Genomic DNA, 24327 nt, shown 5'->3' on the forward strand with positions numbered 1-24327 from the left:
TGAGTGCATTCAGTTACTCACCACTCACTGAAAGAGAGGTTACAGTTCATTAACTGAAAAAGTCCACCCCGAGGAGATCCGATGACCGGTCGTGACACACCGTCCCCGAACCCGCCGCACCTCGGGCGCTCGGAGGCGAAAGCGGCACGTCGCTCGGCTCTCCTGCGGTCAGCGGCCGGACTGTTCGCCGAGCGCGGCTTCGCCGGGGTGTCGATGGAGGACCTCGGAACGGCCGTCGGCATGAGCGGACCCGCCGTCTACCGCCACTTCCCGAGCAAGCAGGCCGTCCTCGCAGCACTCCTCGTCGGCGTCAGTCAGGATCTGCTGGACGGCGGGACCCGCGAGGTCGAGCAGGCTCCGGACAGCGATCGGGCACTGCGTTCGCTGGTCACCTTCCACGTGGCCTTCGCCCTCGACGACCCCGACGTGATCCGCATCCAGGACCACGACCTCGACAGCCTGGCACCGGACGACCGCCGCGCGGTCCGCACCCTCCAGCGGCGGTACGTCGAGCGGTGGGTGGACGTCCTCACGACGCTGCATCCCACGATCCCCGCGGCGGAACTGCGGGTCCGCGCGCTCGCGGGCTTCGGACTGATCAACTCCACGTCCCACAGCACCTCCCTCGGCAGGAACGAGGCCGGGACACCCGACCGCGAGGCGGTGCGCTCGACGCTCGAGCGGATGGCACTGGCCGCCCTGCTCGCCGCGTGAGGACGCGGGACAGGGTCAGTCGACGAGCACGGACAGGACGTTCCCCGCTGGATCGGTGAACCAGGCGATGTCCGGGCCGTTCCCGCGCATGATCCCCTTCGCATCCGTCGGCAGGACGTCGTCGGGGTAGAGCTTCGTCACCACACCGCGGGCCTGCAGCTCGTCGACCGCCGTGTCGATGTCGTCGACCACGAGGTTCAGCACGGTGAACGAGGCTGGTGTGTGGTCAGGCTTCCCGTAGACGAGCACCGACCCGCCGGCGGGCAGCGCCACGTCCAGGAATCCCATGGCGTTGTCGGTGACCGTGAGACCGAGGACGTCCCGGTAGAACGCCCTCGCCGCGTCGATGTCGTCGACCGAGAACCCGCTGAAGACATCCGTGTAGGTGACCATGAGCCGCTCCTTCGCTGATTCCCGATGCGTACACGATGCACGATGCCACGTCGCGGCCGTCGCGTCCAGGCCCGAACGGCCGCCGGGGCCGGCGAGCGCGAGGGCCTGGACTCGACGATCACACCATCGTCAGGACCATCGCCGGATCGGAGAGCATCGTCCCGAGGTCGACGAGGAAACGGGACCCCTGCGCTCCGTCGATGAGCCGATGGTCGAACGACAGCGACAGCGTCACGACGTGTCGCAGCGCGACCTGCCCCTCGAACTCCCACGGCTGGCGACGGACGGCACCGAGCGCGATGATCGCCGCCTCACCGGGGTTGAGGATGGGCGTCCCCGCATCGACGCCGAAGACGCCGACGTTGGAGATCGTGATCGTCCCCCCTCGCAGTTCCGCCGGAGCGGTGCGTCCCTCGCGGGCCGTGCGGACGAGGTCCGCCACGGCGTCCGCGAGTTCGAACAGGCTGAGCTCCTCGGCCCGTGCGATGTTCGGGACGAGGAGTCCCCGCGGCGTCGCTGCGGCGATCCCGAGTCCGACGTGTCCGTACTCGACGATCTCCCCGGCAGCCTCGTCCCAACTCGCGTTGACCGCGGGGGTGCGTCTCACGGCGATGCACACCGCTTTGGCGAGGACGGTCAGGATGTTGACCCGGTGGTCCCCGGTCCGAGGCGAGCGGGCGAGCGCGTCCAGCAGCGACATCGTCGGCGTCACGTCGACCGTCAGGAACTCCGTGACGTGGGGAGCCGTGAACGCGCTGCTCACCATCGCCTCGGCGGTCCGGCGCCTGACCCCCGTGATCGGCCGACGCACCGACCCGTCGGCCGCCGTGGCCGGCGCCTCTCGGGTCCCGGCCGGTGCCGCTCCCGCTCCGCGAGCACGCTCCGGCAGCTGCCCACTCAGGCCGGTCGCAGCGCGCTCGACCTCCTCACGCGCGATCCGACCACCGACGCCGGTGCCGACGAGCGTTCCGAGGTCGACGCCCAGATCGCGGGCGAGTCGCCGGACCGGCGGTGTCGCGCGGGGCCGAGAACGCTCCGGCACCGGGGCGGTGTGCGCCGGGGCAGGTGTGTCATCGCCGGCGGACCGGGCACGGCGCCGTGGCCGTTCACCGCTCGCCGTGCGAGGGCCGTAGCCGACGAGGACCGGCTCGCGGTCCGCCGCCCCACTCGGACGGTCGACCTCCGCTCGGTCGGCCTCGGGGACCGACGGGGGCGGAGCGGTCTCACCATCGGGCGCGAAGTCGACGAGCGCCTCGCCGACGAGGACCGTCGTCCCCGGTTCGACGTGGAGCCTCGTGACCACGCCGGCGGTCGGCGCGGGCAGTTCGACGAGCGCCTTCGCGGTCTCGACCTCGGCGATCACCTGGTTGAGCTCGACGTGGTCGCCGACGGCGACGCGCCAGGACACGAGTTCGCTCTCGGTCAGACCTTCACCGAGATCGGGTAGGGAGAACCGCTTCATCGCCGTCCCTCCCCACCGGTCGTCGAACCGGGCATCGGCCCTGCCGACGGCCGAGGCGGAGGACCGACGCCCCAGTGCGCGATCCACCCCGTCCAGGATCCGGTCGAGGTCCGGGAGGAAGTGGTCCTCGAGCGCCGACGCGGGATAGGGCGTGTCGAACCCCGTCACCCGCACCGGGGCCTCTTCGAGGAGGTCGAAGCAGCGTTCGGTGATCGAGGCCGCCAGCTCGGCTCCGACCCCTCCGGAGCGTTGCGCCTCGTGCGTGATGACGAGTCGCCCGGTCTTCTCGACCGAGGCGGCGACCGCGTCGACGTCCAGGGGCGCGAGGGATCGGAGGTCGATCACCTCCAGGTCGACACCCTCGTCGGCCGCGGCCTCCGCAGCCTCGAGCGCCGTCTGGACGAGCGGACCGTAGGCGACCAGCGTCGCGTCCGTGCCGGCGCGAACGGTCCGCGCACGGGTGAACGCGAGCGGATCGGCGGGGAGGTCGTCGAGGACCTCACCCTTCGTCCAGTACCGCCGCTTCGGTTCGAAGAACAGCACCGGGTCGTCGCACGCGATCGCCTGACGGATCATGGTGTGCGCGTCCTGGGGGTCCGAGCACGTCACCACGCGCAGTCCCGCCGTGTGCGCGAAGTACGCCTCCGGGGACTCGGAATGGTGCTCGACGGCGCCGATGCCTCCGCCGTACGGCACCCGGATGGTGACCGGCATCCGCACGGCCCCCTTCGTCCGGTAGTGCAGCTTCGCCAACTGCGCGACGATCTGGTCGAAGCCCGGATAGATGAACCCGTCGAACTGGATCTCGCACACCGGGCGGAAGCCTCGGAACGCCAGACCGATCGCCGCTCCGATGATCGCGGACTCCGCCAGCGGCATGTCGACGACGCGATCGGCACCGAACTCCGCCTGGAGGCCGTCGGTCACCCGGAACACCCCACCGAGTCGGCCGATGTCCTCGCCGAGCAACAGGACCCGGTCGTCATCGGCGAGGGCGTGGTGCAGTCCGGTGTTGATCGCCTTGCTGAGGGTGAGCGCGGTCATCGGGCACCACCGTCGAACATCGCGAGGTACGAGCGGTACTCCTCGCGTTGCCGTTCGAGCCCGGGGTGGGCGGTGGCGTAGACCTCGTCGAAGAGCGAGAGCGGGTCAGGGGCAGGCAAGGCGAGGCACCCCGCACGGACCCGGGCGGCCGCGGCGTCGGCGACGGACGCGACGTGGGCTCGGGCCGTCTCGTCGAGGACCCCCTCGGACTCCAGCAGACGCTCGAGACGGGCGATCGGATCCTTCGCACGCCACGACGCGACCTCGCTCTCGTCCCGGTACCGCGTCGGATCGTCCGAGGTGGTGTGCGGCCCCATGCGGTAGGTGACGGCCTCGATGAAGGTCGGCCCACCACCGGAACGTGCGCGGTCGACGGCGATCCGCATCGCCGCCGTCACGGCGAGCACGTCGTTGCCGTCGACCCGCATGCTCGGCACCCCGAAGCCCGGTGCCCGGTCCGCGATGGGGCGCTGGGCCTGCAGCCCGACGGGCTCGGAGATCGCGTACTGGTTGTTCTGGCAGAAGAAGACCACGGGTGCCTGGAAGCTCGCGGCCAGCACCAGCGCCTCGTTCACGTCGCCCTGACTCGTCGCCCCGTCGCCGAAGTAGGCCACGGCCACCGCGTCGGACCCGTCGCGCTGACAGCCCATCGCGTAGCCCGTCGCATGGAGCGTCTGGGCCCCGATGATGACCGCCGGCGTCGCCATGCCGACCGCGAACGGGTCCCAGCCCGACAGCGCGGTCCCCCGCCACATCGCCATCAGTTGGTCGAGTTCGACGCCCCGGCAGTAGGCGACGGCCTGTTCGCGGTAGCTCGTGAAGACGAAGTCCCCGCGCCGCAGGACCCGCGCCGACCCCACCTGGGCGGCCTCCTGCCCGAGCGACGGTGGCCACAGACCGATCTCGCCCTGCCGTTGCAGAGCGGTCGCCTCCGTGTCGATGCGGCGCGTGACGACCATGTCCTCGTAGAGCGCGAGCAGCTCCGCGTGACCGAGGTCGGCGACGAAGAGGTCGTAGAGGGCGTCCTCCTGACGGACGCCGTCCGGATCGAGGAGCTGGACGCACCCGTGGTCGACCGGGACCGGTTCGCGTGCATCACCGCCCCGCTCGTCGGAATCCTGCGGGAATTGGGTGTGAGTCTCCATCGACACGATGCACGCCGCCTTGAGTTCGGTGACCTCACGGCGGTGCCTCGTGAGCGATGCCGTGCCCTCGCGTCATCGCGAGGTGGTCCGAGGCTACGCCGGATCACCCTGGCGCTCAACCGTCGACACTCCGCGCAACGGCGAACGCCCGCCCCGCGGAAGCGGGACGGGCGTTCGGATGCAGCTGGTGAGACCTAGCCTTCGGCCGGGGCCTCAGGGCCCTCGCTGGCAGCGTCGCTGCCGTGCGTGTCGGCCTCATCGGCGACGACCGGAGCGAGCGAGAGCTTGCCGCGGTCGTCGATCTTCGTGATCTCGACGAGGATCTTCTGGCCGACGCCGAGCACGTCTTCGACGTTCTCCACACGCTTGCCACCGGCGAGCTTGCGGACCTCGGAGATGTGCAGCAGGCCGTCCTTGCCCGGGAGCAGCGAGACGAACGCGCCGAACGCGGCGATCTTGACGACGGTTCCGAGGAACTGCTCGCCGACCTCCGGGTTGGTGGGGTTCGCGATCGCGTTGACCTGGGCACGAGCGGCCTCGGCCGACGGACCGTCGACGGCGCCGATGTAGACGGTGCCGTCCTCCTCGATGGAGATGTCGGCGCCGGTCTCGTCCTGGATCGAGTTGATCGTCTTGCCCTTCGGGCCGATCAGCTCGCCGATCTTGTCGACGGGGATCTGGACGCTGATGACGCGAGGCGCGGTCGGCGCCATCTCGTCGGGAGCGTCGATCGCCGCGTTCAGCACGGAGAGGATCGTCGTGCGGGCGTCCTTGGCCTGCTGGAGCGCACCGGTCAGGACCGAGGTCGGGATGCCGTCGAGCTTCGTGTCGAGCTGGATGGCCGTGACGAACTCGGAGGTACCGGCGACCTTGAAGTCCATGTCGCCCAGGGCGTCTTCGGCGCCGAGGATGTCGGTGAGCGCCGCGTAGCGGGTCTCACCGTCGACGACGTCGGAGATGAGGCCCATGGCGATACCGGCGACGGGTGCGCGGAGCGGCACACCGGCGTTCAGCAGCGACAGGGTCGAGGCGCAGACGGAACCCATCGAGGTCGAACCGTTGGACCCGAGGGCCTCGGAGACCTGACGGATCGCGTAGGGGAACTCCTCGCGGCTCGGCAGCACCGGCACGAGTGCACGCTCGGCGAGGAAGCCGTGCCCGATCTCGCGACGCTTCGGCGAACCGACCCGGCCGGTCTCACCGGTCGAGTAGGGCGGGAAGTTGTAGTGGTGCAGGTAGCGCTTCTTCGTGACGGGCGACAGCGAGTCGATCTGCTGCTCCATCTTGAGCATGTTCAGCGTGGTGACACCCAGGATCTGGGTCTCGCCGCGCTGGAAGATCGCGGAACCGTGGACGCGCGGGATGACCTGCACCTCGGCGTCGAGCGGACGGATGTCGGTCAGGCCGCGGCCGTCGATGCGGATGCCCTCGCGGAGGACACGGCCGCGCATGACGACCTTCGAGACGGACTTGTAGGCCGCCGAGAACTGGGTGAGTACCTCGGCGTCGAGCGAACCGGCCTCGACGCGCTCGGTGATCTCCGCCTTGACGCGGTCCTTGAGGGCGTCGTCGGCGTTCTGGCGCTCGATCTTGTCGGCGATCTGGTAGACGTTCACCAGTTCGTCGTGTGCGAGACCGGCGACGGCGTCGTAGCTCTCCTGCGTGTACGGGAGGAACACGGGGTAGGCCGCGATCTCCTTGGCCGCCTGAGCGGCGAGTTCGCTCTGTGCCTTGACGAGCTGCTTGAGGAACGGCTTGGAGGCCTCGAGACCGGCAGCCACGACCGCCTCGTCGGGCTTCGTGGCGCCGCCCTTGATGAGGTTCCAGCTGTTCTCGGTGGCTTCCGCCTCGACCATCATGATCGCGACGTCTTCGTTGCCGTTGGCGTCGGTCACGATGCGACCGGCGACGATGATGTCGAAGACGGCCTCCTCGAGCTGGTCGACCTTCGGGAAGGCGACCCACTGGTCGGCCTCGCCGGCCTGGCCGGGGATCAGCGCGAGACGGACGGCGCCGATCGGACCGGAGAACGGCAGACCCGAGATCTGGGTGGACATCGACGCCGCGTTGATCGCGAGGGCGTCGTAGAACTCACCCGGAGCGATCGAGAGGACGGTGATGACGATCTGGACCTCGTTGCGGAGGCCGGTGACGAACGACGGGCGCAGCGGCCGGTCGATGAGGCGGCAGACGAGGATCGCCTCGGTCGAGGGGCGGCCCTCACGACGGAAGAACGAACCGGGGATCTTGCCGGCGGCGTAGGAGCGCTCCTCGACGTCCACCGTGAGGGGGAAGAAGTCGAAGTTGTCCTTGGGGTGCTTTCCGGCCGAGGTGGCCGAGAGGAGCATGGTCTCCTCGTCGAGGTACGCGGCGATCGCGCCCTGTGCCTGCTGCGCGAGGCGGCCGGCTTCGAACCGGACCGTGCGCTTGCCGAACTTGCCGTTGTCGAGAACGGCCTCGGCGAACTTGATTTCTGGACCTTCCACAGGTCTCTCCTTCGTACGTGTGCGCTCCCGTCGAGTGACGGGCCGCGCGTCCCGAATGGACGCGCCGTCGAGCGCGGTCGTGCATGATGCAGCGCGCAACACAGCCGCAGTACTTGCTCAAGCCGCCCGGTCTTCCGGGACTTGGCTGGCCACCAGTAGAACACCACCCGCGGATCGCGAGGGATACACCACCGAGGACCAGCTTCCTGTCGGCTGGCTGTGCGCGGAGCGGACCATCACGGTCCGCCGTCGGTCAGCCTAGCAGAGGGGGGTTCGGCGATCCCCGGAACGACACGGATCCTCAGGTGATGGGCGGGGTGCCAGGAGCGTCGGGAGACGCCGCGCGCCGGCGGTCGCGTCCCCACGACACGAGCAGGAGGACCATCGCGACGGCCGCTCCGAGGAGGGTGTCGAGCACGCGCTCCCCCACGATCGCGAGCACCGGTTGCGTCGACGAGGACGTGCTGATGATGAGCACGAGCGGCGTGATGAAGACGAGCGCCAACGCGTAGTGCCGGATGACGACGAGCTCGATCGTGAACTGCAGGGCGGCCAGCACGAGCGCGAGGACGTAGCCGTGCGGCTGGAGCGAGGCCACGGCGAGGAAGATCCCGGCGCCGACGACCGTCCCGAGCACGCGGTGCACGCCGCGTGTCGCGCTCAGGGTGCGCGAGTGCCCGACGCTGAGGATCGCGACGGCGGACCCGGCGATCCAGTACCCGTGACCGAGGCCGAGGACCGCTCCGAGGACCGCACTGATCGCGAGCGCGACCGTGAGGCGTGTCGCGATCCGGCGGTCGGTCGCGCTCAGCCGGTACTCGGGGAACAGCACGCGCATCGGCGTCGGCTTCCCCGCGCCGCGGCGGACGGCCGGCACGAGCAACGGCGCGACGACCACCAGCGAGGCGAAGGCGGAACCGGCCGCCACGAGCAGGATGACCAGTCCGCCGTCGAGCCCGGCGCCGCCGATCGGGACGGGCGCGGTCAGGTGGCCGGCGATGCCGAACACGAGGATGAAGAACAGCGCGCCCGGAGGGCCGAGGACGATGCCCTGCACCAGCCAGATCACCACCGACCCGACGACGATGAGGCCGATCGCGGTCAGCGGCCGAGAACCCGACATCGCGACACCCAGCGCCGCGGCCGTGACGAGTCCTGCTCCGATGAGCGGCAGCACCCGCAGACGGTCCCGGCGGCTGAGCGGCGCGCAGTAGAGCGCGGTGAACGCCCCGAGGCCGGTGAGCAGGCCGAGCGGCGTGAGTCCGAAGAACGTCGCGACCGCGACCGGCACGGCCATCGCTATCGCGGCCGTGAGGGCGGCCGGCCAGCGCTTGGGCGACGGCGCGAAGCTGATCAGCGAGGTCTTCAGACCGCGTTCAGCCATCCGGTCCTCCGCTCTCGTGCAACCATCCAACGCTACGCCATCCTGAGCCCGGCGCCCGGGCCCCGTCGTCGCGCGGGCCGCCCCGGGCTACGCTGGTGCGGACCCCAGGAGGTGACGTTGACGCATCCCGCGCCGGCAGCCGCTCGCCCGAAGCAGCGCGTCCCGTTCTGGGACAACGCCCGTTTCGCGTGCATCACGCTCGTGGTCATGGGCCACGCGATCCAACGCCTGACCTCCGAGTCCGACCCCGCGCTCGTCGTGTACCTGTTCCTCTACGCCTTCCACATGCCGGCGTTCGCGATCATCAGCGGGTACTTCTCGAAGTCGGCCCCTCCCGGACGACGACAGATGCGTCGGGTGATCACGGACATCCTCCTGCCCTACCTGATCATGGAGGGGATCTGGTCCCTCGTGCAGTTCCTCGTCGAGGGCAAACGCGCGTTCAACCCGACCCAACCGTCGTGGACCCTCTGGTTCCTCCTCGCGCTCGGCATCTTCCGCCTCGTCCTGCCCTATCTCGCGCTCCTGCGCTGGCCACTGCTCTGGAGCGTGGTGATCTCGATCGGCGTCGGCTACCTCGACAACGTCGACAGCACGTTCTCGCTCTCGCGCGCACTCGGGATCCTCCCGTTCTTCGTGCTCGGGTGGCAGATCAACCGGTGGCGGCTCGTGGACCGCTGGCGTCTCGTCCGCACGAGGGCCTGGTGGATCCGGATCGCCGCCGCCGCCGTCCTCATCGTGTGGGCGGTCGTCCTCGTCGTCGGGATCGACCTGTGGCGGCGCATCGACCTGCGCTACTGGTTCTTCTACGACCGGGGGTACACCGCGCTCGGCAACGAGGACGGGACGGGCGGCCTGGTGCGACTCGCGGCGATCCTGCTGGCCGTCGTCCTCACCGCGGCGTTCTTCGTGCTCGTCCCCCGCGGCCAGTCGTGGATCACCCGGTACGGACAGTCGACGATGTACGTCTACCTGCTGCACTCCTTCGTGCTCTACCCCCTGCGTGAGTCGGGCGTCCTCACCGACACGGGCAACCCGGAGCTCGTGCTCGTCGGCCTGCTGGTGCTGTCGGTCCTGATCGTCATCGTGCTCTCCAGCGGACCCGTGCGCCGCATCACGAGACCGCTCATCGAACCCCGCGCGGCGTTCATCTTCAGTCGCAAGCGGGCCTTCGACCCGGAGCCCCCTCGGAGCGACCCGACCGGGTCCCGCCGCGACGTCACGAGGTGACGAGGACGACCTTCCCGCGGACGTGACCGTCGATGAGGTGGCGGTAGGCGTCGACGACCCGCTCGATGGGCCACACGCTGTCGATGGGGAGGACGATCTCACCACGCGCGATCGACTCGCCGAGCGCGGCCAGCTCGTCGAGCGTCGCGTCCTGTCCGCCGACGCCGCGGAACCCGTGCTCGGCGGCGAAGGGTCGGTCCGCGATCGTGTTGACCCGCTCCGGCGCGACGCCGAGGTCGCGCGCCAGCTCGAGGGTCGGCCGGCCGTGGGTGTCGATGACGGCGGTGATCCCGCCAGGGGCCGCCTCGAGGACACGCTCGCGCAGCCCGTCGCCGTACTGGACGGGGATGATGCCGAGACCGCGGAGGAACTCCTGATTGGCCGCGCCGGCGGTGCCGAGCACGACCGCGCCCGTCCGCCTGGCGAGCTGCGCCGCGAGCACGCCGACCCCGCCGGCCGCAGCACTCACGAGCACCGTGTCCGGCTGCTGGACGCCGACGGCGGCGACCGACGCGATCGCCGCGCGTCCCGCGATGTCGAGGGCGCCGGCCTGCTCGATGGTGAGCCCGTCCGGCACATGATGGAGGATGCCGGCCGGAGCGATGAGGAAGTCCGCCTGCGCGTGGAACCGGTGTCCGCCGTACACGTGGTCGCCCGTCGCGAATCCCTGGACGCCGCTCCCCACGCCGTCCACCACCCCGGCGAAGTCGTTGCCGTTCCCGCTCGGGACGTCCCGTCCGAAGGAGGCGAGCGCTTCGGGTGATGACGCGAGCTTGTGGTCGACGGGGTTGAGCCCTGCGACGAGGACACGGACGCGGACCTCGTCGTGGCCGGGCACCGGGATGTCGCCCTCGACGAGGTGGAACACCTCGGGACCACCGAACCGGTCGAACCGCACGAACCTCGCCATGATGCCTCCTCCGCCGGCTTCCGCCGACCTCCATGCTCACACGCTTCCCGGGCGAGGACCACCCTGGCCGCAGGGGACGTCACGCGCCGTTCACCCGGCCGAGCGAGAATCACGGGCATGGCATGGGTCGATGAGCTGCAGACGGCGATCACGGCGTGGTTGCTCGAGATCGCCGCGTCGGGCTGGGTGTTCCCGGCGCTGTACCTGCTGACGGTCGCCGACGCCTTCCTGGTCGTCCTGCCGAGCGAGACCGCGGTGACGGCGCTCGGAGCGATCTCGGCGTCGAGCGGCTCGCCGGACCTCGCCCTCCTCATCGGCGTGGCCTGGGCGGGCGCCGTGACCGGCGACGTGTCCTGCTACCTCCTCGGACGACGGATCGGGACCACACGGTTCGCCTGGATGCGGCGCCCGCGGGTCGCGGGCGCGATCGGACGTGCGGGCGTCGCGCTCGAGCGCCGCGCCGCTGCAGCCATCCTCACCGCGCGCTACATCCCGTTCGCGCGCATCGCGGTCAACCTCGTCGCCGGGGCGAGTGGGCTCCGCCCCCGTCGGTATCTTCCGATCACCGTCCTCGCAGGGCTCGCCTGGGCACTGTGGAACGTGGGCGTCGGAGCCGTCGTCGGCCGGTTCCTCCCGGATCAGCCGGTACTCGCGACCGCCGTCTCGATCGTCGTCGCCGTCGGCCTGGGCGTGACCGTCGACCGCATCAGCGCAGCCTTGGCCGCACGACGGCGACGGACACGGGCGTCACTCGACGAGCTCGCCCCGCGCCTTCTTGCCGACGATGGAGTGCCGGCGGCTGTAGGCGAAGTAGATGATGAAGCCGAGCGCCAGCCAGACGAGGAACCGCACCCAGGTGAGCGTCGTCAGGTTGAGCATGAGCCAGACGCAGAGCACCGCTGAGAGGATCGGGAGGAACGGCGACCACGGGACGCGGAACGCGCGCGGCAGCTTCGGGTACTTCTTCCGCAGCACGATCACCGCGATGCTGACGAGCACGAACGCGGAGAGCGTCCCGATGTTGATCATCTCCTCGAGGATGCCCACGTCGGTCAGGCCGGCGATCAGCGCGACGAGCGCGCCGACGATGAGCTGCACCCGCACGGGTGTCTTGCGCTTCTCGGAGGTGACGCTGAGCGAGCGCGGGAGCAGGCCGTCGCGGCTCATGGCGAAGACCACGCGGGCGAGGCCGAGCAGGAGCACCATGATGACGGTCGTCAGGCCGGCGAGGATGCCGATCGAGATCACCTGCGCCGCCCAGTCCGCGCCCACCGCGATGAACGCCGTCGCGAGTGAGGGGTCCTCAGCCTCGGCGAGCGTCGTGTACGGCACCATGCCGGTGAGGACGAGGCTCACGCCGACGTAGAGGACGGTCACGATGGCGAGGCCACCGAAGATGCCGCGCGGCAGGTTGCGCTGCGGGTTCTTGACCTCTTCCGCGCTCGTGGCGACGACGTCGAACCCGATGAAGGCGAAGAAGACGAGTGAGGCACCGGCGAGCAGACCGAAGACGCCGTACTGCGCGGGCGCTGCCCCCGTCATGAAGGAGAACAGCGACTGCGACCAGGCGTCGGACGCCCCGCCCTTCGTCGGGACCTCGTCGGGGATGAACGGCGTGTAGTTCGCGGCCTTGACGAAGAAGGCGCCGACGACGATGACGAAGATGACGATCGCGACCTTGATGATCGTGAAGACGCTCGCGACACGCGAGGACAGCTTCGTCCCGAGGACGAGCAGGGTGGTGAAGATCGCGACGATGACGAACGCGCCCCAGCTGACCTTGAGCCCGAAGACGTCGAGCTCGCTCGGCACGTCCCAGCCCCAGAGCAGGAAGACGTTGCTGAGGTAGATGCCCCAGTACTTGGCGATGACGGCGGCCGCCGTGAGCATCTCCAGGATGAGGTCCCATCCGATGATCCACGCGAGGAGCTCACCGAGGGTGGCGTAGGTGAAGGTGTAGGCGGAGCCGGCGACGGGCACCGTGGAGGCGAACTCCGCGTAGCACATGATGGCGAGGGCACAGGTGACGGCCGCGAGGATGAACGCGAGCGACACGGACGGGCCCGCGTAGTTGCCCGCGGCCTTGGCTCCGACGGAGAAGATGCCGGCGCCGACCGCGACCGCGACACCCATGATCATGAGGTCCCAGGTGCCGAGGGTGCGCTTCAGACTGCGCCCTTCGACGCTGGAATCCGCGAGGGAGTCCTCGATGCTCTTCGTCCGCCAGATGCTCATGGTGCTCCTTGCCGTGGTGCGGTACCTCGTGGCCTCGCTCGAAGCCGACTCTCGACCTTGCCAGATGAGCAGGCCGAGGTCGAGTCGCAGACGGGATGTTCTCCAGCTGCAGCGTTCCTGATACGAACACGAACGGGCCGCCATCCCGGAGGATGACGGCCCGTCACGAAGAAGCTCGCGGTGTCAGCGCCCTTCGACAGGCTCAGGGACCGTGGGTCTCGTGAGCTGGCGGAGGGTTCAGAGTGCTGCCTAGCGGCGGAGTCCGAGGCGCTCGATCAGCGAGCGGTAGCGCTCGATGTCGACGGCCTGGAGGTAGCCGAGGAGGCGGCGACGCTGTCCGACCAGGAGCAGCAGGCCACGACGCGAGTGGTGGTCGTGCTTGTGCTCCTTGAGGTGCTCGGTGAGGTCCTTGATGCGGCGGGTCATGACCGCCACCTGGACCTCGGGGGATCCGGTGTCACCTGGGTGGGTTGCGTACTCTTCGATGATCGCCTTCTTACGGTCTCCTTCAAGCGCCATAGTGGTGATCCCCTCTCTGTTCGTTGCGCGGTGCCCGTCGCCTGATGCGTGGGCTCTCTTGATCCGCGGCCGTTCGACGGCAACCTTGTGATTCTAGCAGGTTCAGAGCGTGGGAGGTTCGCGGTGCGTCGAGCGCCGCTTCGCGTTCGCCCGTTCCTCCGCTTCGCTGGCTGCGACCCGGCGTCGGCGACGCAGCACGAGGATGAGGGCGAGCGCGATGAGGTCCAGGATCAGGAAGGCGAGGAGCAGCCAGACCCAGAGCGGCGGTCCGGCACCGGCGTTCGGCGCGGGTTCAGCGGCTGCCTCCGCCGCCTCGGCGGTCGTCGTGGAGTCGTAGACGAGCCGGACCGGGTCGCCGAGCGTGGCCCCGCCGTCGGCGTTCGTCGACACGAGGGCGAGGGTGATGTCGTACTCCCCCGCGTCCGCTCCGCGAAGCCACTGGGTCATGTTGATCCTGGTGGACCATCCGCCGTCGCTCCCGATCTCGATCGGCTGCCCGTCGAAGCGGAACTCGGTCGCCCCCGTCCCGCCGGTGGACTGCAGGTCGCACGACGCATCATCGGCCGTGGAGCTGCTGAAGCAGGCCTTCGCCGAGTCGTAGAGGTCGATCGAGCGCCAGTAGGACAGCACGACGTCGGCACCCGGGTCGGCGGTGCCGGTGACGTCGAATCCGCTCACCTGCTCGCCGTCCAGGGTGTAGTCGACGCGGTAGACGGTGTCGCCGTCGGTCGGGCTCTCGATCGTGCCGGTGCCGGCGGCTGAAACCGGAGCTGACGCGGCGAGCGGCAGGACGACGGATCCGGCGCCGAGCGACACCGCCACCACGGCGAGCGCCGCGGCACGAGCGGCATGCTGCAGCAGCGAACCGAGTCGACGCGCTCCGGGGATCACCTGGCCACCACTCCCTCCGGCGACGCCGGACGGCGACGCACGCCACCAGTATCCCAAAGACCGGGGCGCCGAGCCTGGGAACGACGGAGGCGGGGGCCGCACCCGCCGATCCCCGCCCGCATCGGGGCGATCGGACGGAGTCGTCCGATCAGGCCCCGAGACCGCCGAGCAGCTCGGAGAACGGGCGATCGAGCGCGAACGGGTCGTCCAGGCGCCCGGAACGGTCCGAGGCCGCCACGAGTGCGCTCAACTCGCCGGCCGCGCGGTCGATCCGCGCCGGCAGGGCACTGACCTGCGCGTCGCCCGACCCCCAGTCCTCGGAGGCCGCGAACACGGCGGTCGGCACGGTCACCGCCCGCAGGTAGGCGAACAAGGGACGCACGGCGTATTCGAGGGCGAGCGAATGCCTGGCCGACCCACCCGTCGCACCGAGGACGACGGGCACCCCGGTCAAGGCGGTCGGCTCCACCACGTCGAAGAACGACTTGAACAAACCGGAGTAGCTGGAGGAGAAGATCGGCGTCACCGCGATCACGCCGTCGGCGGCGGTCATGGCTTCGATCGCCTCGGACAACCGTGGACTGGGGAACCCGGTCAGCAGGTTGTTCGTGATGTCCTGCGCGAGGTCGCGCAGCTCGATCGACGTCGTCTCGACCTCGTACCCGTCCTGCTCGAGGCGCGCCACGGTGGCGTCGCGGAGGCGGTCGGCGAGGAGGCGTGTGGACGATGGTTGGCTGAGGCCGGCCGACACGACGGCGAGCGTGCGCTTCGCGGTCATCGGGTCGCCCCGACCGCCGCCGCGCCGAACGCCGAACCGGATGCGACCCGGCTCGTCTCGACCGCACCGGAGCGCGAAGCGAGTTCCGCCTCAGCGGCCGCGACCATCGACGCGTGCGTCGGCGCCTCCGGCACGTCGGCCGGACGGTCCTTCGCGAACTCCTTGCGGAGCACCGGCACGACCTCGCCGCCGAGGATCTCGAGCTGGTCGAGCACCGTCGCGAGCGGGAGCCCGGCGTGATCCATGAGGAACAGCTGACGCTGGTAGTCGCCGAAGGTCTCGCGCATCCCGGCGTACCGGTCGATGACCTGCTGCGGGCTGCCGACGGTGAGCGGCGTCTGCTCGGTGAAGTCCTCGAGCGTCGGCCCGTGACCGTACACCGGGGCGTTGTCGAAGTACGGCCGGAACTGGGCGACGGCGTCCTGCGAGTTCTTCGCCATGAACGCCTGACCGCCGAGTCCGACGATCGCCTGCGCGGCCGTGCCGTGTCCGTAGTGCTCGAACCGCTGACGGTACAGCTGGATGAGGCGCATGTAGTGCTCCTTCGGCCAGAAGATGTTGTTCGCGAAGAAGCCGTCGCCGTAGTAGGCCGCCTGCTCGGCGATCTCGGGGCTCCGGATGGAGCCGTGCCACACGAAGGGCGGCACACCGTCGAGCGGTCGCGGCGTGGACTGGAAGCCCTGCAGCGGAGTGCGGAACTGGCCCTGCCAGTCGACGTAGTCCTCTCGCCAGAGGCGGTGGAGCAACGCGTAGTTCTCGATCGCGAGGTTGATGCCCTCACGGATGTCCTTGCCGAACCAGGGGTAGACAGGCCCCGTGTTGCCGCGGCCCATGATGAGGTCGACCCGGCCGCCGGCCAGGTGCTGCAGCATGGCGTAGTCCTCGGCGATCTTCACCGGGTCGTTCGTGGTGATGAGCGTCGTGCTCGTCGAGAGGATGAGGTCCGTGGTCTTCGCCGCGATGTAGCCGAGCATGGTCGTGGGACTCGACGGGACGAAGGGCGGGTTGTGGTGCTCGCCGGTCGCGAAGACGTCGAGACCGACCTCCTCCGCCTTCACGGCGATCGCGACCATCGCCTCGATGCGCTCGTGCTCGGTGGGCGTGATCCCGGTGGTCGGGTCGGTGGTGACATCCCCCACCGTGAAGATTCCGAATTGCATCATGCGCTCCCACTCGTTCTTTCATGCGTTTGCATGGATATCCAGGACAACGGCGTTCACACCCGCGCTATTCCCGGCCCGTTCGGCATCCTGTCCACAGCGCGCCGCACGAGCCGTACGCCGTGTCGGCGGGCTATGGCAGGATCACCGCATGAACGGCTCACCGAACCCTTCGTCCAGCATGCCGACACCGGCCCCGCGGCACGTGTGCGGCATCGTCCCGCCCTGGTTGCTCGAGCGCATCGCCGAACTCGACGCTCCGCAGCTGGCGCGTGCCGCCAGTGCCGCGCGGTACTCGCTGCTCGCCACGCGACCATACCGCTTCCCCGAGCCCGGCTCGGAGCGGGCCACCGGCCCCGTGCGCAGCGCGACGGCTGGCAAGCGTCCGGTCAGCGCCCCGCAGCGCAGCATCCACGACGCCCGGCGGACCGAGACCCTCCCGGGCACGCTCGTCCGCTCGGAGGGTGAGCCCGCCACCACCGACGCCGCGGTCTCCGCCGCCTACGACGGCCTCGGCGACACCCACGCCCTCTTCGCCGAGGCGTTCGCACGCGACTCCATCGACGGCCGCGGGCTGCCGTTGCTCGCCACCGTCCACTACGGCGACGACTACGACAACGCGTTCTGGAACGGCGAGCAGATGGTCTTCGGCGACGGCGACGGCGAGGTCTTCCGCAGCTTCACGAGCTCCCTGAGCGTCATCGGCCACGAGCTGGCCCACGGCGTGACGCAGTACACGGCGAACCTCGTCTACGAGGGGCAGCCCGGAGCGCTCAACGAACACGTGTCCGACGTCTTCGGCGCCCTCGTCGAACAGCACGCGCGCGGCGAGGACGCGGCATCGGCGTCCTGGCTCATCGGCGAAGGGCTCTTCACGGACGAGGTCGAGGGCAACGCACTGCGTTCCATGCTCGCCCCGGGCACGGCCTACGACGACGACGTCCTCGGCAAGGACCCGCAGCCGGCGCACTTCGACGACTACATCGAGACGACCGACGACAACGGAGGCGTCCACCTCAACTCCGGCATCCCCAACCGGGCGTTCGCGACGCTCGCCGTCGCCCTCGGCGGCAACGCCTGGGAGCGTGCGGGGCTCATCTGGTACGACACCCTCGTCGGCGGCCTGTCGGAGCGCGCCGACTTCGCGACCTTCGCCGCGGCGACGATCGCTGCGGCCGCCGCCAGGTTCGGTGTGGACTCGGAGGAGCACACCGCGGTCGGGCAGGCGTGGGCGCTCGTCGGTATCGAGCCGTCCGCCTGAGCGTCGTGGCAGCGCCCGGGCTCGCGGAGTAGCATCGCGGCATGAAGGTCACGGTGACGAGGAGCGGCGGTGTGGCCGGTCTCACCCGACGCTGGGAGGTCGTCGTCGACGAGCAGCCCGACGTCGACCGGTGGATCGTCCTGCTCGACCGCCTCCCGTGGGACGACACCCCACAAGGACCACCGGTCCCGGATCGGTACGTCTACCGCATCAGATGCGCGCCCAAGGAGGCCACCCTCGGCGAGCAGCAGCTCACCGGTCCCTGGCAGGAACTCGTCGAGCGGGTGCGCGCCGTCCAGCCGCCACGCGACTGACGATTCCTCGCCAGTCGCGTGACGCCGACGGCGTCAGTGCTGCGGGAAGCGCTCCGCCAGCAGTTCGATCGTCCGCTCACGTGCGGGCGCCGAGTTCGACGGCGTGCCCTCCCGTGCCGACCCGACGGGCGACACCATGACCTCGTCGACACCGAAGCGGTCGGCGAGACCCTGCAGCTCCGCCGCAGCCTGGTCGGCGTCGCCGATGATCCAGGCAGCGCGCATCTGCTCGACGAAACCGAGCTCGAGATCGCTCTGCTCGGTCGCGGCGGCCTCTTCGACGGTCGCGATGGGTCCGAGCGGCTTGCCGGAACGCAGTCTCGCCATCTGCTGCAGGTTGGGGAGCGCCAACGCCTCCGCCTCGGCGGCCGTGTCGGCGACCACGGCGTTCGCGGTCAGGAAGGTGCGAGGCGCGTCGAGGTGTGCGGACGGCTGGAAACTCGACCGGTAGAGCTCGAGGGCCCGAGCCGTCCCCTGGCCGGAGAAGTGGTGCGCGAAGACGTAGGGCAGTCCGAGTGCTGCGGCGAGCGCCGCCGAGTAGTCGCTCGAACCGAGCAACCACACGTCCGGCACACTGCCGGCCTTCGGCGTTCCCCGCAGGGCGTACTCCTCGCCGGAGGTCATCCGCACGCTCGCACCGTCGACGCCGAGGAGGGCGACGATGTCCTGCACGTTGTTCGGGAACCGGTCGACGTCGCTCGTGTTGCCGGACTGGCGGAGCACGGCGGAGATGACGGGGTCGCTGCCAGGCGCCCGGCCGAGGCCGAGGTCGATGCGGCCGGGCGCGGAGGCCTCGAGGAGCGCGAACTGCTCGGCGACGACGAGCGGTGCGTGGTTCGGGAGCATCACGCCGCCGGAGCCGACGCGGATCCGCTGCGTGGCGGCGGCCAGGATGCCGATGACGACCGCGGGGTTCGTCGATGCGACGGACGGCATGTTGTGGTGCTCGGCCACCCAATACCGGTGGTACCCCAGCTCGTCGGCGCGCTTCGCCAGGGCGATCGTCGCTGCGAGGGCAGCCGCGGTGTCCTGGTCGGTGCGGACGGGGATGAGATCCAGTATCGAGAGTCGCATGGTCACCTTTCGTCGCGCTGCCGAACGGCGACAGACGCATCAGGGTGCAGCGCTCGGACGGCCTGACATATTCCGCCTCGGCGACCGCAGTGGATTCCCAGGGCGATCCAAGCCGGATGCCACACCTGACGCGTACGCTGGACGCCCGCGACCGTGAAGGAGCACAGCATGGGATTCCTCGATCGACTGCTCGGACGCCCCGAGTCCGATGGACCTGTCCAGGCGACGGCCGGCGGGAGCCCGGCTCCGGCCCGCGCGCGGACGGAGGACGAGATCGCCGTGGAACGCTACCGCTACCTCCTGCGGACCGCGCCGCCGGAGACCATCGAACAGGTCCACGAAGAGGCCTTCACGAAGCTCACCCCCGAGCAGCGGGGCATCCTGTACCGACAGTTGTCGGAGGACGCCCCGACCGGTGAGGCACCGGCCGACGACTCCCCCAAGGCCCTCGCGCGTTCGGCCACCCGGGCCGAGGTGCGGCAGCCCGGGACCCTCGAGCGCAACCTCGGTCCGCAGGGCGGCGGGATGGGCTTCGGTGGCATGCTGGCCAGCTCCATGCTCGGCACCATCGCCGGTGTCGTGGTCGGTTCGGCCATCGCGCAGGCGTTCATCCCGGACACCGTCGGGACCGATGCGCGGTGGCACCGATCAGAGCGGTGCCGAGGCCGGGGCGGGAGACGGCGCGGCGACAGACGCCTCCGCAGCCGACAGCTCCGCCGACGGCGGTGGCTGGGGTGACGGTGGATTCGGCGACTTCGGTGGCGGCGGCGACTTCGGTGGCGGCGGCGACTTCGGGTTCTGAGCCCTACCGGCACCCTTGGAGCGCCGACGCGTGTCCGTCAGCGCCGCTGACCACCCGCGGTACGCGCAGGAGCGGCCGTCCGGAGTTCCACGGCCCGCTGGGCGAGCAACTCGATGACCGCTTCGATCCGTGCATCCCGGTGCGCGTCGTCGGACCGCTCCACCCACATCGCGAGTTCCCGCTGTGCACTGTTCGGCAGGCCGCGGAAGAACGACAATCGACCGGCGTCGTCGATCGCCTCCTCGAGGTCCGGCCGCAGCCGCACCACCGTGCCGGTCGCCGAGAGCGGCGCGGCTCCCACATCAGCGTGTCTGCCCATGCGGCAACGGTAGTGGGTCGGGCGGCAGCCGTCGAGCAGCTCGGTCCTGACCGACCTCGGCAGGGTCCTCGGGCCGTCAGGACCTCAGGCGAGTTCCCATGAGGCGACGCCACCACCGACGACGACGAACACCGGGTGCGGCTGCGGTCGCCAGACCTTCGCCCATCGGGACGCGACGTCCGGGCTGCGTCCGAGCAGATGTCGCCGCAGGTTGCCCCATTCGTAGTCGAGCTGGCCGTCGGTCACGACGAGGGGTTCCGGGAGGACGCCGGAGGCGACGACACGCGCACGGTCGAAGACGATGTCGCGCTCCTGCGCCTCGTCGGCGACACCGTTGAGGTAGGCCGCGATCGCCTCCAACGGTTCGTCGGCCTCGAGGAAGCGCTGGAGCTGCGGGTGTGCACGGAGGCTCGATCCGGGCTCCTGCAGGACCCGCTGGGCGATCAGCCCTTCACGCCAGGACGATGTCAGCGCCTGGGCGTCGAAGTACCGGGGATGGATCGACCAGAGACGCATGTCTCCATCCTGCCCGAGGGCGCTGACAACCGACTCCGGGCAGCCCCTGCCCTCGCCGCGGAGCCCCGCCGCGACGCGCGTAGGCTGAGGTGCATGTCTGAGCGCGCCCCATCCCGTCACCCGATGCCCCGGTGAGCGCTGCACCCGGATCCGGGCGGCGCGGGCTCCTCGTCGATCTGAGTCCGCTCCGGGAGAGTCCGGCCTTCGCCCGGCTGTGGATCGGCGGGGCGATCACCGGGATCGGCGGCCAGATGACCATCGTCGCCGTCGGCCTCCAGGTCTACGACCTCACCGCGTCGACGTTCGCCGTCTCGCTCGTGGGCGTCATCGCCCTCATCCCGATGATCTGCTTCGGGCTCTACGGCGGCATGCTCGCGGACGCGTTCGACCGACGCACGGTCGCCCTGACGGCCGCCGTGGTCACGTGGGTGTCCACGGCGATCATCGCGGTGCTCGCCTGGAGCGGTTCGGAGGTGGTCTGGCCGCTGTACCTCCTCACGACGATCAACGCCGTGTCGACGACCATCGTCGGGACGACGCGGCAGGCGATCCTCCCCCGGCTGCTGCCGGCCCGCCTGCTGCCGTCCGCCGCGGCGTTGTCCGGCATCGCCGCGGGGGTCATGGTGACGGTCGGTCCCGCACTCGCCGGCGTCCTCGTGGCCAGTGTCGGATTCCGCTGGACCTACACGATCGACGTCGTGCTGTTCGTCGCCGCCTTCCTCGGGATCGCGTCGCTGCCGAAGATCCTGCCCGAAGGCGGCGTCAGTCGACTTCCGGGCCTCGCGAGCCTGGTCGACGGCTGGACCTTCCTCCGGACGGCCCCCAACGTCCGGATGACGTTCATCGTCGACATCGTCGCGATGACGTTCGGCAACCCACGGGTGCTCTACCCCGCCGTCGGCACCCTGTTGCTCGGCGGCGGCGCGATCACCGTCGGGGTCCTGACCGCGGCCGGCGCGGTCGGCACCCTGCTGTCGAGCCTCGTCTCCGGACGACTCGGCCGGATCGACCGCCAGGGCCGCGCCATCGAGCGGGCCATCATCGTCTACGGGCTCGCCATCGCCTGCTTCGGCGCGGTCCTCGCGTGGGTCACGTTCTCCGGAACGGCGACGCACGATGCGGCCGACGCGAACCTGCCCGCCATCGTGATCGCGGCGATCGCACTCGCCGTCGCCGGAGCGGCCGACAACATCAGTTCGATCTTCCGGATGACGATCCTCCAGGCGGCCGTGCCCGATGCCGTCCGAGGCCGGCTGCAGGGCGTCTTCACCGTCGTCGTGACCGGCGGACCCCGCGTCGGCGACCTCTACATCGGCCTCGCGGCGTCGGCCTTCGCGCTCTGGGTACCGGCGCTCGCCGGCGGACTCCTGGTCGTCGTGCTCGTCTGGACGCTCGTCCGCGTCCAGGGGGCCTTCCGACGCTACGACGCCAGGACGCCGACCCCGTAGCGCCTAGGCGGGGGCCGTGGCGATCGAGAAGACGTCGCGACCGCTGAGCGAGGCCCGGCCGGGCAGTCCCTCGAGCTCGAGCACCAGCCCGAGCCCTGCCACCTCGTATCCGGCGCGCTCGATGAGGTTGACCGCCGCACCGCAGCTGCCGCCCGTCGCGAGCACGTCGTCGAGGATGAGCACGCGCGTCCCGGCCGGCAGCTGCTCGGTGCGCAGCTCCAGGGCGGCGGCACCGTACTCGAGGCCGTAGTCCTCGCGGAGCACCTCACCCGGCAGCTTGCCCGCCTTGCGGATGGGGACCAGCCGCGTGTGCGTCGCGTACGCGACCGCCGCGGCGAGCAGGAACCCGCGGGCCTCGACACCGGCGACCGCGTCGAAGCGACCCTCGAAGCGCGCCGCCAGCTCGTCGATGATCGCGCGGAAGGCGTCGGCGTCGGCGAAGACCGGGGTCAGGTCGCGGAACAGGATGCCGGGCGTCGGGAAGTCCGGAATGGTCGCCGTCAGGCGGTCGACGTACTGGGTTGCGGTGGTCATGTGGTCCTCGTTCGGTCTGGGAGACATGCGACACCCCTCGCCTCAGCGACGCGTCGGTCGAGAGAGACGAGGGGTGACCTGCGGATGGTTACTTGACGCCCAGGAGGTCGATCACGAAGACGAGCGTCTGGCCGGAGAGCTGGTGGCCGCTGCCGGCCGGGCCGTAGGCGAGCTCCGGCGGGACCGTGAGCTTGCGACGGCCGCCGACCTTCATGCCGGGGATGCCGTGCTGCCAGCCCTGGATGAGGTTGCGCAGCGGGAAGTTGATGGACTGCCCGCGGCTCCAGGAGGAGTCGAACTCCTCGCCGGAGTCGTAGCCGACGCCGAGGTAGTGGACGTCGACGGTCGAGGAGGCCTGGGCCTCGTCGCCCTCGCCGAGGAAGATGTCCTCGATGACGAGTTCGGTGGGGGCCGGGCCCGTGGGGGCGTCGACCTCGGGCTTGGTGCGTGCTGAATCGGTCATGACTCCATCCAAGCAGTTCCGCCTGATCGGTTCACGCGGATTTCGCTGAGCGCGTGACGCCCCGGGCCGACGCCGGGTGGGGTGGTCGTGGCGCTGCGCCCGGTACTTGGGGGTTGCGGGCCGTGGCACCCGGGTGCATGCTGGAGGCACAGACCAACTCATCGCCCGGGCGACTCGCAGGCATTGCCGCAGCACCGGGCGATGAGTCTGTCCGGGGCCGTCGCCCGGGGATCCGCCTCGCATCCCGTTCCGTCGTGTCCGGGCATCCGCAGCTCGGACCGGTATGTCCACAACGCCCGCGCCCGACGCGCCTGCGATACCGTAGACGGGTGAAGTTCGCCCATTTCGTCGCCACAGACCACCAGCCGAGTACCCCCGCAGAGCCGCGGGTCCGACTCGCCGTCATCAGCGACACCGGGGCGGTGTTCCTCGACGAGATCCTCGAGGACGCCCCGCGCGACCTCCAGGAGCTCATCGAGCGCGGCCCGGCCGAGCTGGACCGCGTGCGGAGCTTCGTCGAGACGTCGCTCGCCCACGGTGTCAGCGGAGAACCCCTCGACGGGCTCGTCCACGCGTCCGCGGTCCTCCGTCCGCCGACGATCCTCGCGGTCGGGCTCAACTACTCGGCGCACTCGCAGGAGCTCAATCTCAAGACCGACAACGCCCCCACCATCTTCGGCCTGTGGGCGAACTCGCTCACCGGTCACGAAGGCACCACGAGCTGGCCCGCGGCGATCAGCGAGCAGGTGGACTACGAGGCGGAGCTCGGTGTCGTCATCGGCCGGGCCGCTCGCGACGTCGATGCGGCCGATGCGCTCGGGTACGTGTTCGGGTACACCGTCGTCAACGACATCACCGCCCGCAACATCCAGTACTCCGAGGCACAGTGGTCGCGCTGCAAGTCGTTCGACGGGTTCACCCCGACCGGCCCGGTCGTCGTGACCGCGGACGAGATCCCCGACCCGCAGGACCTCCACATCTCGACCGTCCTCGACGGCGTGACGCTCCAGGACTCCTCGACCAGTCACATGGTCCGCAGCGTCGCGACGCTCATCGAACACTTGTCGGGCTCCGCGACCCTCCTGCCCGGAACGCTCATCTCGACGGGCAGCCCGGGCGGCGCGGGATACTCGCGCGATCCGCAGGTCTTCCTGACCGACGGCGCGACCGTCACCGTGTCCGTCGAAGGCGTCGGATCGCTCACGACGCACTGCACGGTCACCGCCGGGTAGCGACTCCCCCACA

23 protein-coding genes and 2 pseudogenes are annotated in these 24327 nt (G+C 70.2%); 8 read left to right on the forward strand and 17 right to left on the reverse strand.

Annotation, left to right across the window (positions count from 1 at the left end; translation table 11 throughout):
* Positions 1-81 precede the first annotated feature (81 nt).
* Entirely contained in the window at positions 82-714 is a 633-nt protein-coding gene (locus tag AC5JOC_RS12610; RefSeq protein WP_124769531.1) for a TetR/AcrR family transcriptional regulator, read from the forward strand.
* A gap of 15 nt (positions 715-729) precedes the next feature.
* Here the strand turns inward: AC5JOC_RS12610 and AC5JOC_RS12615 are convergent, their stop codons facing one another.
* From AC5JOC_RS12615 to AC5JOC_RS12640, 6 genes and pseudogenes are all read right to left on the reverse strand, one after another.
* Positions 730-1107 (reverse strand): VOC family protein, encoded by a 378-nt coding sequence (locus tag AC5JOC_RS12615; RefSeq protein ID WP_086473891.1) that lies wholly within the window; start codon positions 1105-1107, stop codon positions 730-732.
* Between the two features lie 118 nt (positions 1108-1225).
* Positions 1226-2569, reverse strand: coding sequence for a dihydrolipoamide acetyltransferase family protein (locus tag AC5JOC_RS12620; protein ID WP_494246884.1), 1344 nt, complete (start codon positions 2567-2569; stop codon positions 1226-1228).
* A gap of 45 nt (positions 2570-2614) precedes the next feature.
* Positions 2615-3613: pseudogene (locus AC5JOC_RS12625) on the reverse strand (alpha-ketoacid dehydrogenase subunit beta); the annotation flags it as partial.
* The gene (gene pdhA / locus AC5JOC_RS12630; protein ID WP_494246516.1) at positions 3610-4758 is read right to left on the reverse strand and encodes a pyruvate dehydrogenase (acetyl-transferring) E1 component subunit alpha; all 1149 of its coding nucleotides are present in this window, start codon (positions 4756-4758) and stop codon (positions 3610-3612) included. The pseudogene AC5JOC_RS12625 and the gene pdhA, both read right to left, overlap by 4 nt.
* Before the next feature lie 194 nt (positions 4759-4952).
* Positions 4953-7244 carry a polyribonucleotide nucleotidyltransferase gene (locus AC5JOC_RS12635; protein ID WP_079707114.1) on the reverse strand — a complete coding sequence of 764 codons (2292 nt, stop codon included), beginning with the start codon at positions 7242-7244 and terminating at the stop codon, positions 4953-4955.
* 301 nt (positions 7245-7545) lie between these two features.
* Positions 7546-8628, reverse strand: coding sequence for an FUSC family protein (locus AC5JOC_RS12640; protein ID WP_494246517.1), 1083 nt, complete (start codon positions 8626-8628; stop codon positions 7546-7548).
* Positions 8629-8745: 117 nt separating this feature from the next.
* On the opposite strand from AC5JOC_RS12640, the gene AC5JOC_RS12645 reads away from it, so the two are divergent.
* Complete coding sequence (locus tag AC5JOC_RS12645; RefSeq protein ID WP_494246518.1) at positions 8746-9858, forward strand: acyltransferase family protein; 1113 nt, start codon at positions 8746-8748, stop codon at positions 9856-9858.
* On the opposite strand, the gene AC5JOC_RS12650 is transcribed toward AC5JOC_RS12645, so the two are convergent.
* Complete coding sequence (locus AC5JOC_RS12650) at positions 9848-10768, reverse strand: NADP-dependent oxidoreductase (protein WP_079707116.1); 921 nt, start codon at positions 10766-10768, stop codon at positions 9848-9850. The two genes, AC5JOC_RS12645 and AC5JOC_RS12650, sit on opposite strands and share 11 nt — an antisense overlap.
* 117 nt (positions 10769-10885) lie before the next feature.
* Between AC5JOC_RS12650 and AC5JOC_RS12655 the strand changes: the two are divergent.
* A pseudogene (locus tag AC5JOC_RS12655) lies at positions 10886-11371 on the forward strand (DedA family protein); the annotation flags it as partial.
* A 144-nt stretch (positions 11372-11515) separates the two neighbouring features.
* On the opposite strand, the gene AC5JOC_RS12660 reads toward AC5JOC_RS12655, so the two are convergent.
* From AC5JOC_RS12660 to AC5JOC_RS12680, 5 genes are all read right to left on the reverse strand, one after another.
* The gene (locus tag AC5JOC_RS12660) at positions 11516-13003 is read right to left on the reverse strand and encodes an amino acid permease (protein ID WP_071262327.1); all 1488 of its coding nucleotides are present in this window, start codon (positions 13001-13003) and stop codon (positions 11516-11518) included.
* Between the two features lie 249 nt (positions 13004-13252).
* On the reverse strand, positions 13253-13522 hold the full coding sequence (gene rpsO / locus AC5JOC_RS12665; RefSeq protein WP_056012204.1) for a 30S ribosomal protein S15: 270 nt from the start codon (positions 13520-13522) through the stop codon (positions 13253-13255).
* A 102-nt stretch (positions 13523-13624) separates the two neighbouring features.
* A complete protein-coding gene (locus AC5JOC_RS12670; protein ID WP_494246519.1) occupies positions 13625-14413 on the reverse strand; it encodes a hypothetical protein in 789 nt (262 codons plus the stop codon).
* Positions 14414-14561: 148 nt separating this feature from the next.
* Complete coding sequence (locus AC5JOC_RS12675) at positions 14562-15191, reverse strand: FMN reductase (protein WP_494246520.1); 630 nt, start codon at positions 15189-15191, stop codon at positions 14562-14564.
* Entirely contained in the window at positions 15188-16351 is a 1164-nt protein-coding gene (locus AC5JOC_RS12680; RefSeq protein WP_079707385.1) for an LLM class flavin-dependent oxidoreductase, read from the reverse strand. Before AC5JOC_RS12680 ends, AC5JOC_RS12675 begins: the two co-directional genes overlap by 4 nt.
* Before the next feature lie 151 nt (positions 16352-16502).
* Between AC5JOC_RS12680 and AC5JOC_RS12685 the strand changes: the two genes are divergently transcribed.
* Both AC5JOC_RS12685 and AC5JOC_RS12690 read left to right on the forward strand, forming a co-directional pair.
* Entirely contained in the window at positions 16503-17612 is a 1110-nt protein-coding gene (locus AC5JOC_RS12685) for a M4 family metallopeptidase (protein ID WP_236555486.1), read from the forward strand.
* 41 nt (positions 17613-17653) lie between these two features.
* Positions 17654-17926 carry a protealysin inhibitor emfourin gene (locus AC5JOC_RS12690; protein WP_064294474.1) on the forward strand — a complete coding sequence of 91 codons (273 nt, stop codon included), beginning with the start codon at positions 17654-17656 and terminating at the stop codon, positions 17924-17926.
* Positions 17927-17959: 33 nt separating this feature from the next.
* On the opposite strand, the gene AC5JOC_RS12695 is transcribed toward AC5JOC_RS12690, so the two are convergent.
* Positions 17960-19000 (reverse strand): LLM class flavin-dependent oxidoreductase, encoded by a 1041-nt coding sequence (locus tag AC5JOC_RS12695; protein ID WP_064294475.1) that lies wholly within the window; start codon positions 18998-19000, stop codon positions 17960-17962.
* Positions 19001-19168: 168 nt separating this feature from the next.
* Between AC5JOC_RS12695 and AC5JOC_RS12700 the strand changes: the two genes are divergently transcribed.
* A complete protein-coding gene (locus tag AC5JOC_RS12700) occupies positions 19169-19738 on the forward strand; it encodes a hypothetical protein (protein ID WP_494246521.1) in 570 nt (189 codons plus the stop codon).
* A gap of 101 nt (positions 19739-19839) precedes the next feature.
* Here AC5JOC_RS12700 and AC5JOC_RS12705 read toward each other — a convergent pair whose 3' ends face one another.
* Positions 19840-20121: a YdeI/OmpD-associated family protein gene (locus AC5JOC_RS12705; RefSeq protein WP_079707121.1), complete on the reverse strand. Its 282-nt coding sequence runs from the start codon at positions 20119-20121 to the stop codon at positions 19840-19842.
* An 84-nt stretch (positions 20122-20205) separates the two neighbouring features.
* Positions 20206-20637, reverse strand: a complete 432-nt coding sequence (locus tag AC5JOC_RS12710) for a pyrimidine dimer DNA glycosylase/endonuclease V (RefSeq protein ID WP_079707123.1) — start codon at positions 20635-20637, stop codon at positions 20206-20208.
* A gap of 131 nt (positions 20638-20768) precedes the next feature.
* Here AC5JOC_RS12710 and AC5JOC_RS12715 point away from each other — a divergent pair, with 131 nt between their 5' ends.
* Positions 20769-22085: an MFS transporter gene (locus tag AC5JOC_RS12715; protein WP_494246522.1), complete on the forward strand. Its 1317-nt coding sequence runs from the start codon at positions 20769-20771 to the stop codon at positions 22083-22085.
* Between the two features lie 3 nt (positions 22086-22088).
* Here the strand turns inward: AC5JOC_RS12715 and AC5JOC_RS12720 are convergent, their stop codons facing one another.
* Both AC5JOC_RS12720 and AC5JOC_RS12725 read right to left on the reverse strand, forming a co-directional pair.
* A complete protein-coding gene (locus AC5JOC_RS12720; RefSeq protein ID WP_124769542.1) occupies positions 22089-22619 on the reverse strand; it encodes an adenine phosphoribosyltransferase in 531 nt (176 codons plus the stop codon).
* Between the two features lie 88 nt (positions 22620-22707).
* A complete protein-coding gene (locus AC5JOC_RS12725; RefSeq protein ID WP_064294480.1) occupies positions 22708-23082 on the reverse strand; it encodes an FKBP-type peptidyl-prolyl cis-trans isomerase in 375 nt (124 codons plus the stop codon).
* Between the two features lie 329 nt (positions 23083-23411).
* Between AC5JOC_RS12725 and AC5JOC_RS12730 the strand changes: the two genes are divergently transcribed.
* Positions 23412-24314: a fumarylacetoacetate hydrolase family protein gene (locus AC5JOC_RS12730; protein WP_370281973.1), complete on the forward strand. Its 903-nt coding sequence runs from the start codon at positions 23412-23414 to the stop codon at positions 24312-24314.
* The last annotated feature ends 13 nt before the right edge of the window (positions 24315-24327 follow it).

Source organism: Plantibacter sp., from assembly GCF_059073635.1.

What these genes read in the sequence shown, in the direction of transcription:
- AC5JOC_RS12610 (WP_124769531.1), top strand. Translation starts at nt 82, where the DNA reads ATGACCGGTCGTGACACACCGTCCCCGAACCCGCCGCACCTCGGGCGC.
- AC5JOC_RS12615 (WP_086473891.1), bottom strand. Translation starts at nt 1,107, where the DNA reads ATGGTCACCTACACGGATGTCTTCAGCGGGTTCTCGGTCGACGACATC.
- AC5JOC_RS12620 (WP_494246884.1), bottom strand. Translation starts at nt 2,569, where the DNA reads ATGAAGCGGTTCTCCCTACCCGATCTCGGTGAAGGTCTGACCGAGAGC.
- pdhA (WP_494246516.1), bottom strand. Translation starts at nt 4,758, where the DNA reads ATGGAGACTCACACCCAATTCCCGCAGGATTCCGACGAGCGGGGCGGT.
- AC5JOC_RS12640 (WP_494246517.1), bottom strand. Translation starts at nt 8,628, where the DNA reads ATGGCTGAACGCGGTCTGAAGACCTCGCTGATCAGCTTCGCGCCGTCG.
- AC5JOC_RS12650 (WP_079707116.1), bottom strand. Translation starts at nt 10,768, where the DNA reads ATGGCGAGGTTCGTGCGGTTCGACCGGTTCGGTGGTCCCGAGGTGTTC.
- AC5JOC_RS12660 (WP_071262327.1), bottom strand. Translation starts at nt 13,003, where the DNA reads ATGAGCATCTGGCGGACGAAGAGCATCGAGGACTCCCTCGCGGATTCC.
- rpsO (WP_056012204.1), bottom strand. Translation starts at nt 13,522, where the DNA reads ATGGCGCTTGAAGGAGACCGTAAGAAGGCGATCATCGAAGAGTACGCA.
- AC5JOC_RS12675 (WP_494246520.1), bottom strand. Translation starts at nt 15,191, where the DNA reads ATGACCGCGAAGCGCACGCTCGCCGTCGTGTCGGCCGGCCTCAGCCAA.
- AC5JOC_RS12680 (WP_079707385.1), bottom strand. Translation starts at nt 16,351, where the DNA reads ATGCAATTCGGAATCTTCACGGTGGGGGATGTCACCACCGACCCGACC.
- AC5JOC_RS12685 (WP_236555486.1), top strand. Translation starts at nt 16,503, where the DNA reads ATGAACGGCTCACCGAACCCTTCGTCCAGCATGCCGACACCGGCCCCG.
- AC5JOC_RS12690 (WP_064294474.1), top strand. Translation starts at nt 17,654, where the DNA reads ATGAAGGTCACGGTGACGAGGAGCGGCGGTGTGGCCGGTCTCACCCGA.
- AC5JOC_RS12695 (WP_064294475.1), bottom strand. Translation starts at nt 19,000, where the DNA reads ATGCGACTCTCGATACTGGATCTCATCCCCGTCCGCACCGACCAGGAC.
- AC5JOC_RS12700 (WP_494246521.1), top strand. Translation starts at nt 19,169, where the DNA reads ATGGGATTCCTCGATCGACTGCTCGGACGCCCCGAGTCCGATGGACCT.
- AC5JOC_RS12705 (WP_079707121.1), bottom strand. Translation starts at nt 20,121, where the DNA reads ATGGGCAGACACGCTGATGTGGGAGCCGCGCCGCTCTCGGCGACCGGC.
- AC5JOC_RS12710 (WP_079707123.1), bottom strand. Translation starts at nt 20,637, where the DNA reads ATGCGTCTCTGGTCGATCCATCCCCGGTACTTCGACGCCCAGGCGCTG.
- AC5JOC_RS12720 (WP_124769542.1), bottom strand. Translation starts at nt 22,619, where the DNA reads ATGACCACCGCAACCCAGTACGTCGACCGCCTGACGGCGACCATTCCG.
- AC5JOC_RS12725 (WP_064294480.1), bottom strand. Translation starts at nt 23,082, where the DNA reads ATGACCGATTCAGCACGCACCAAGCCCGAGGTCGACGCCCCCACGGGC.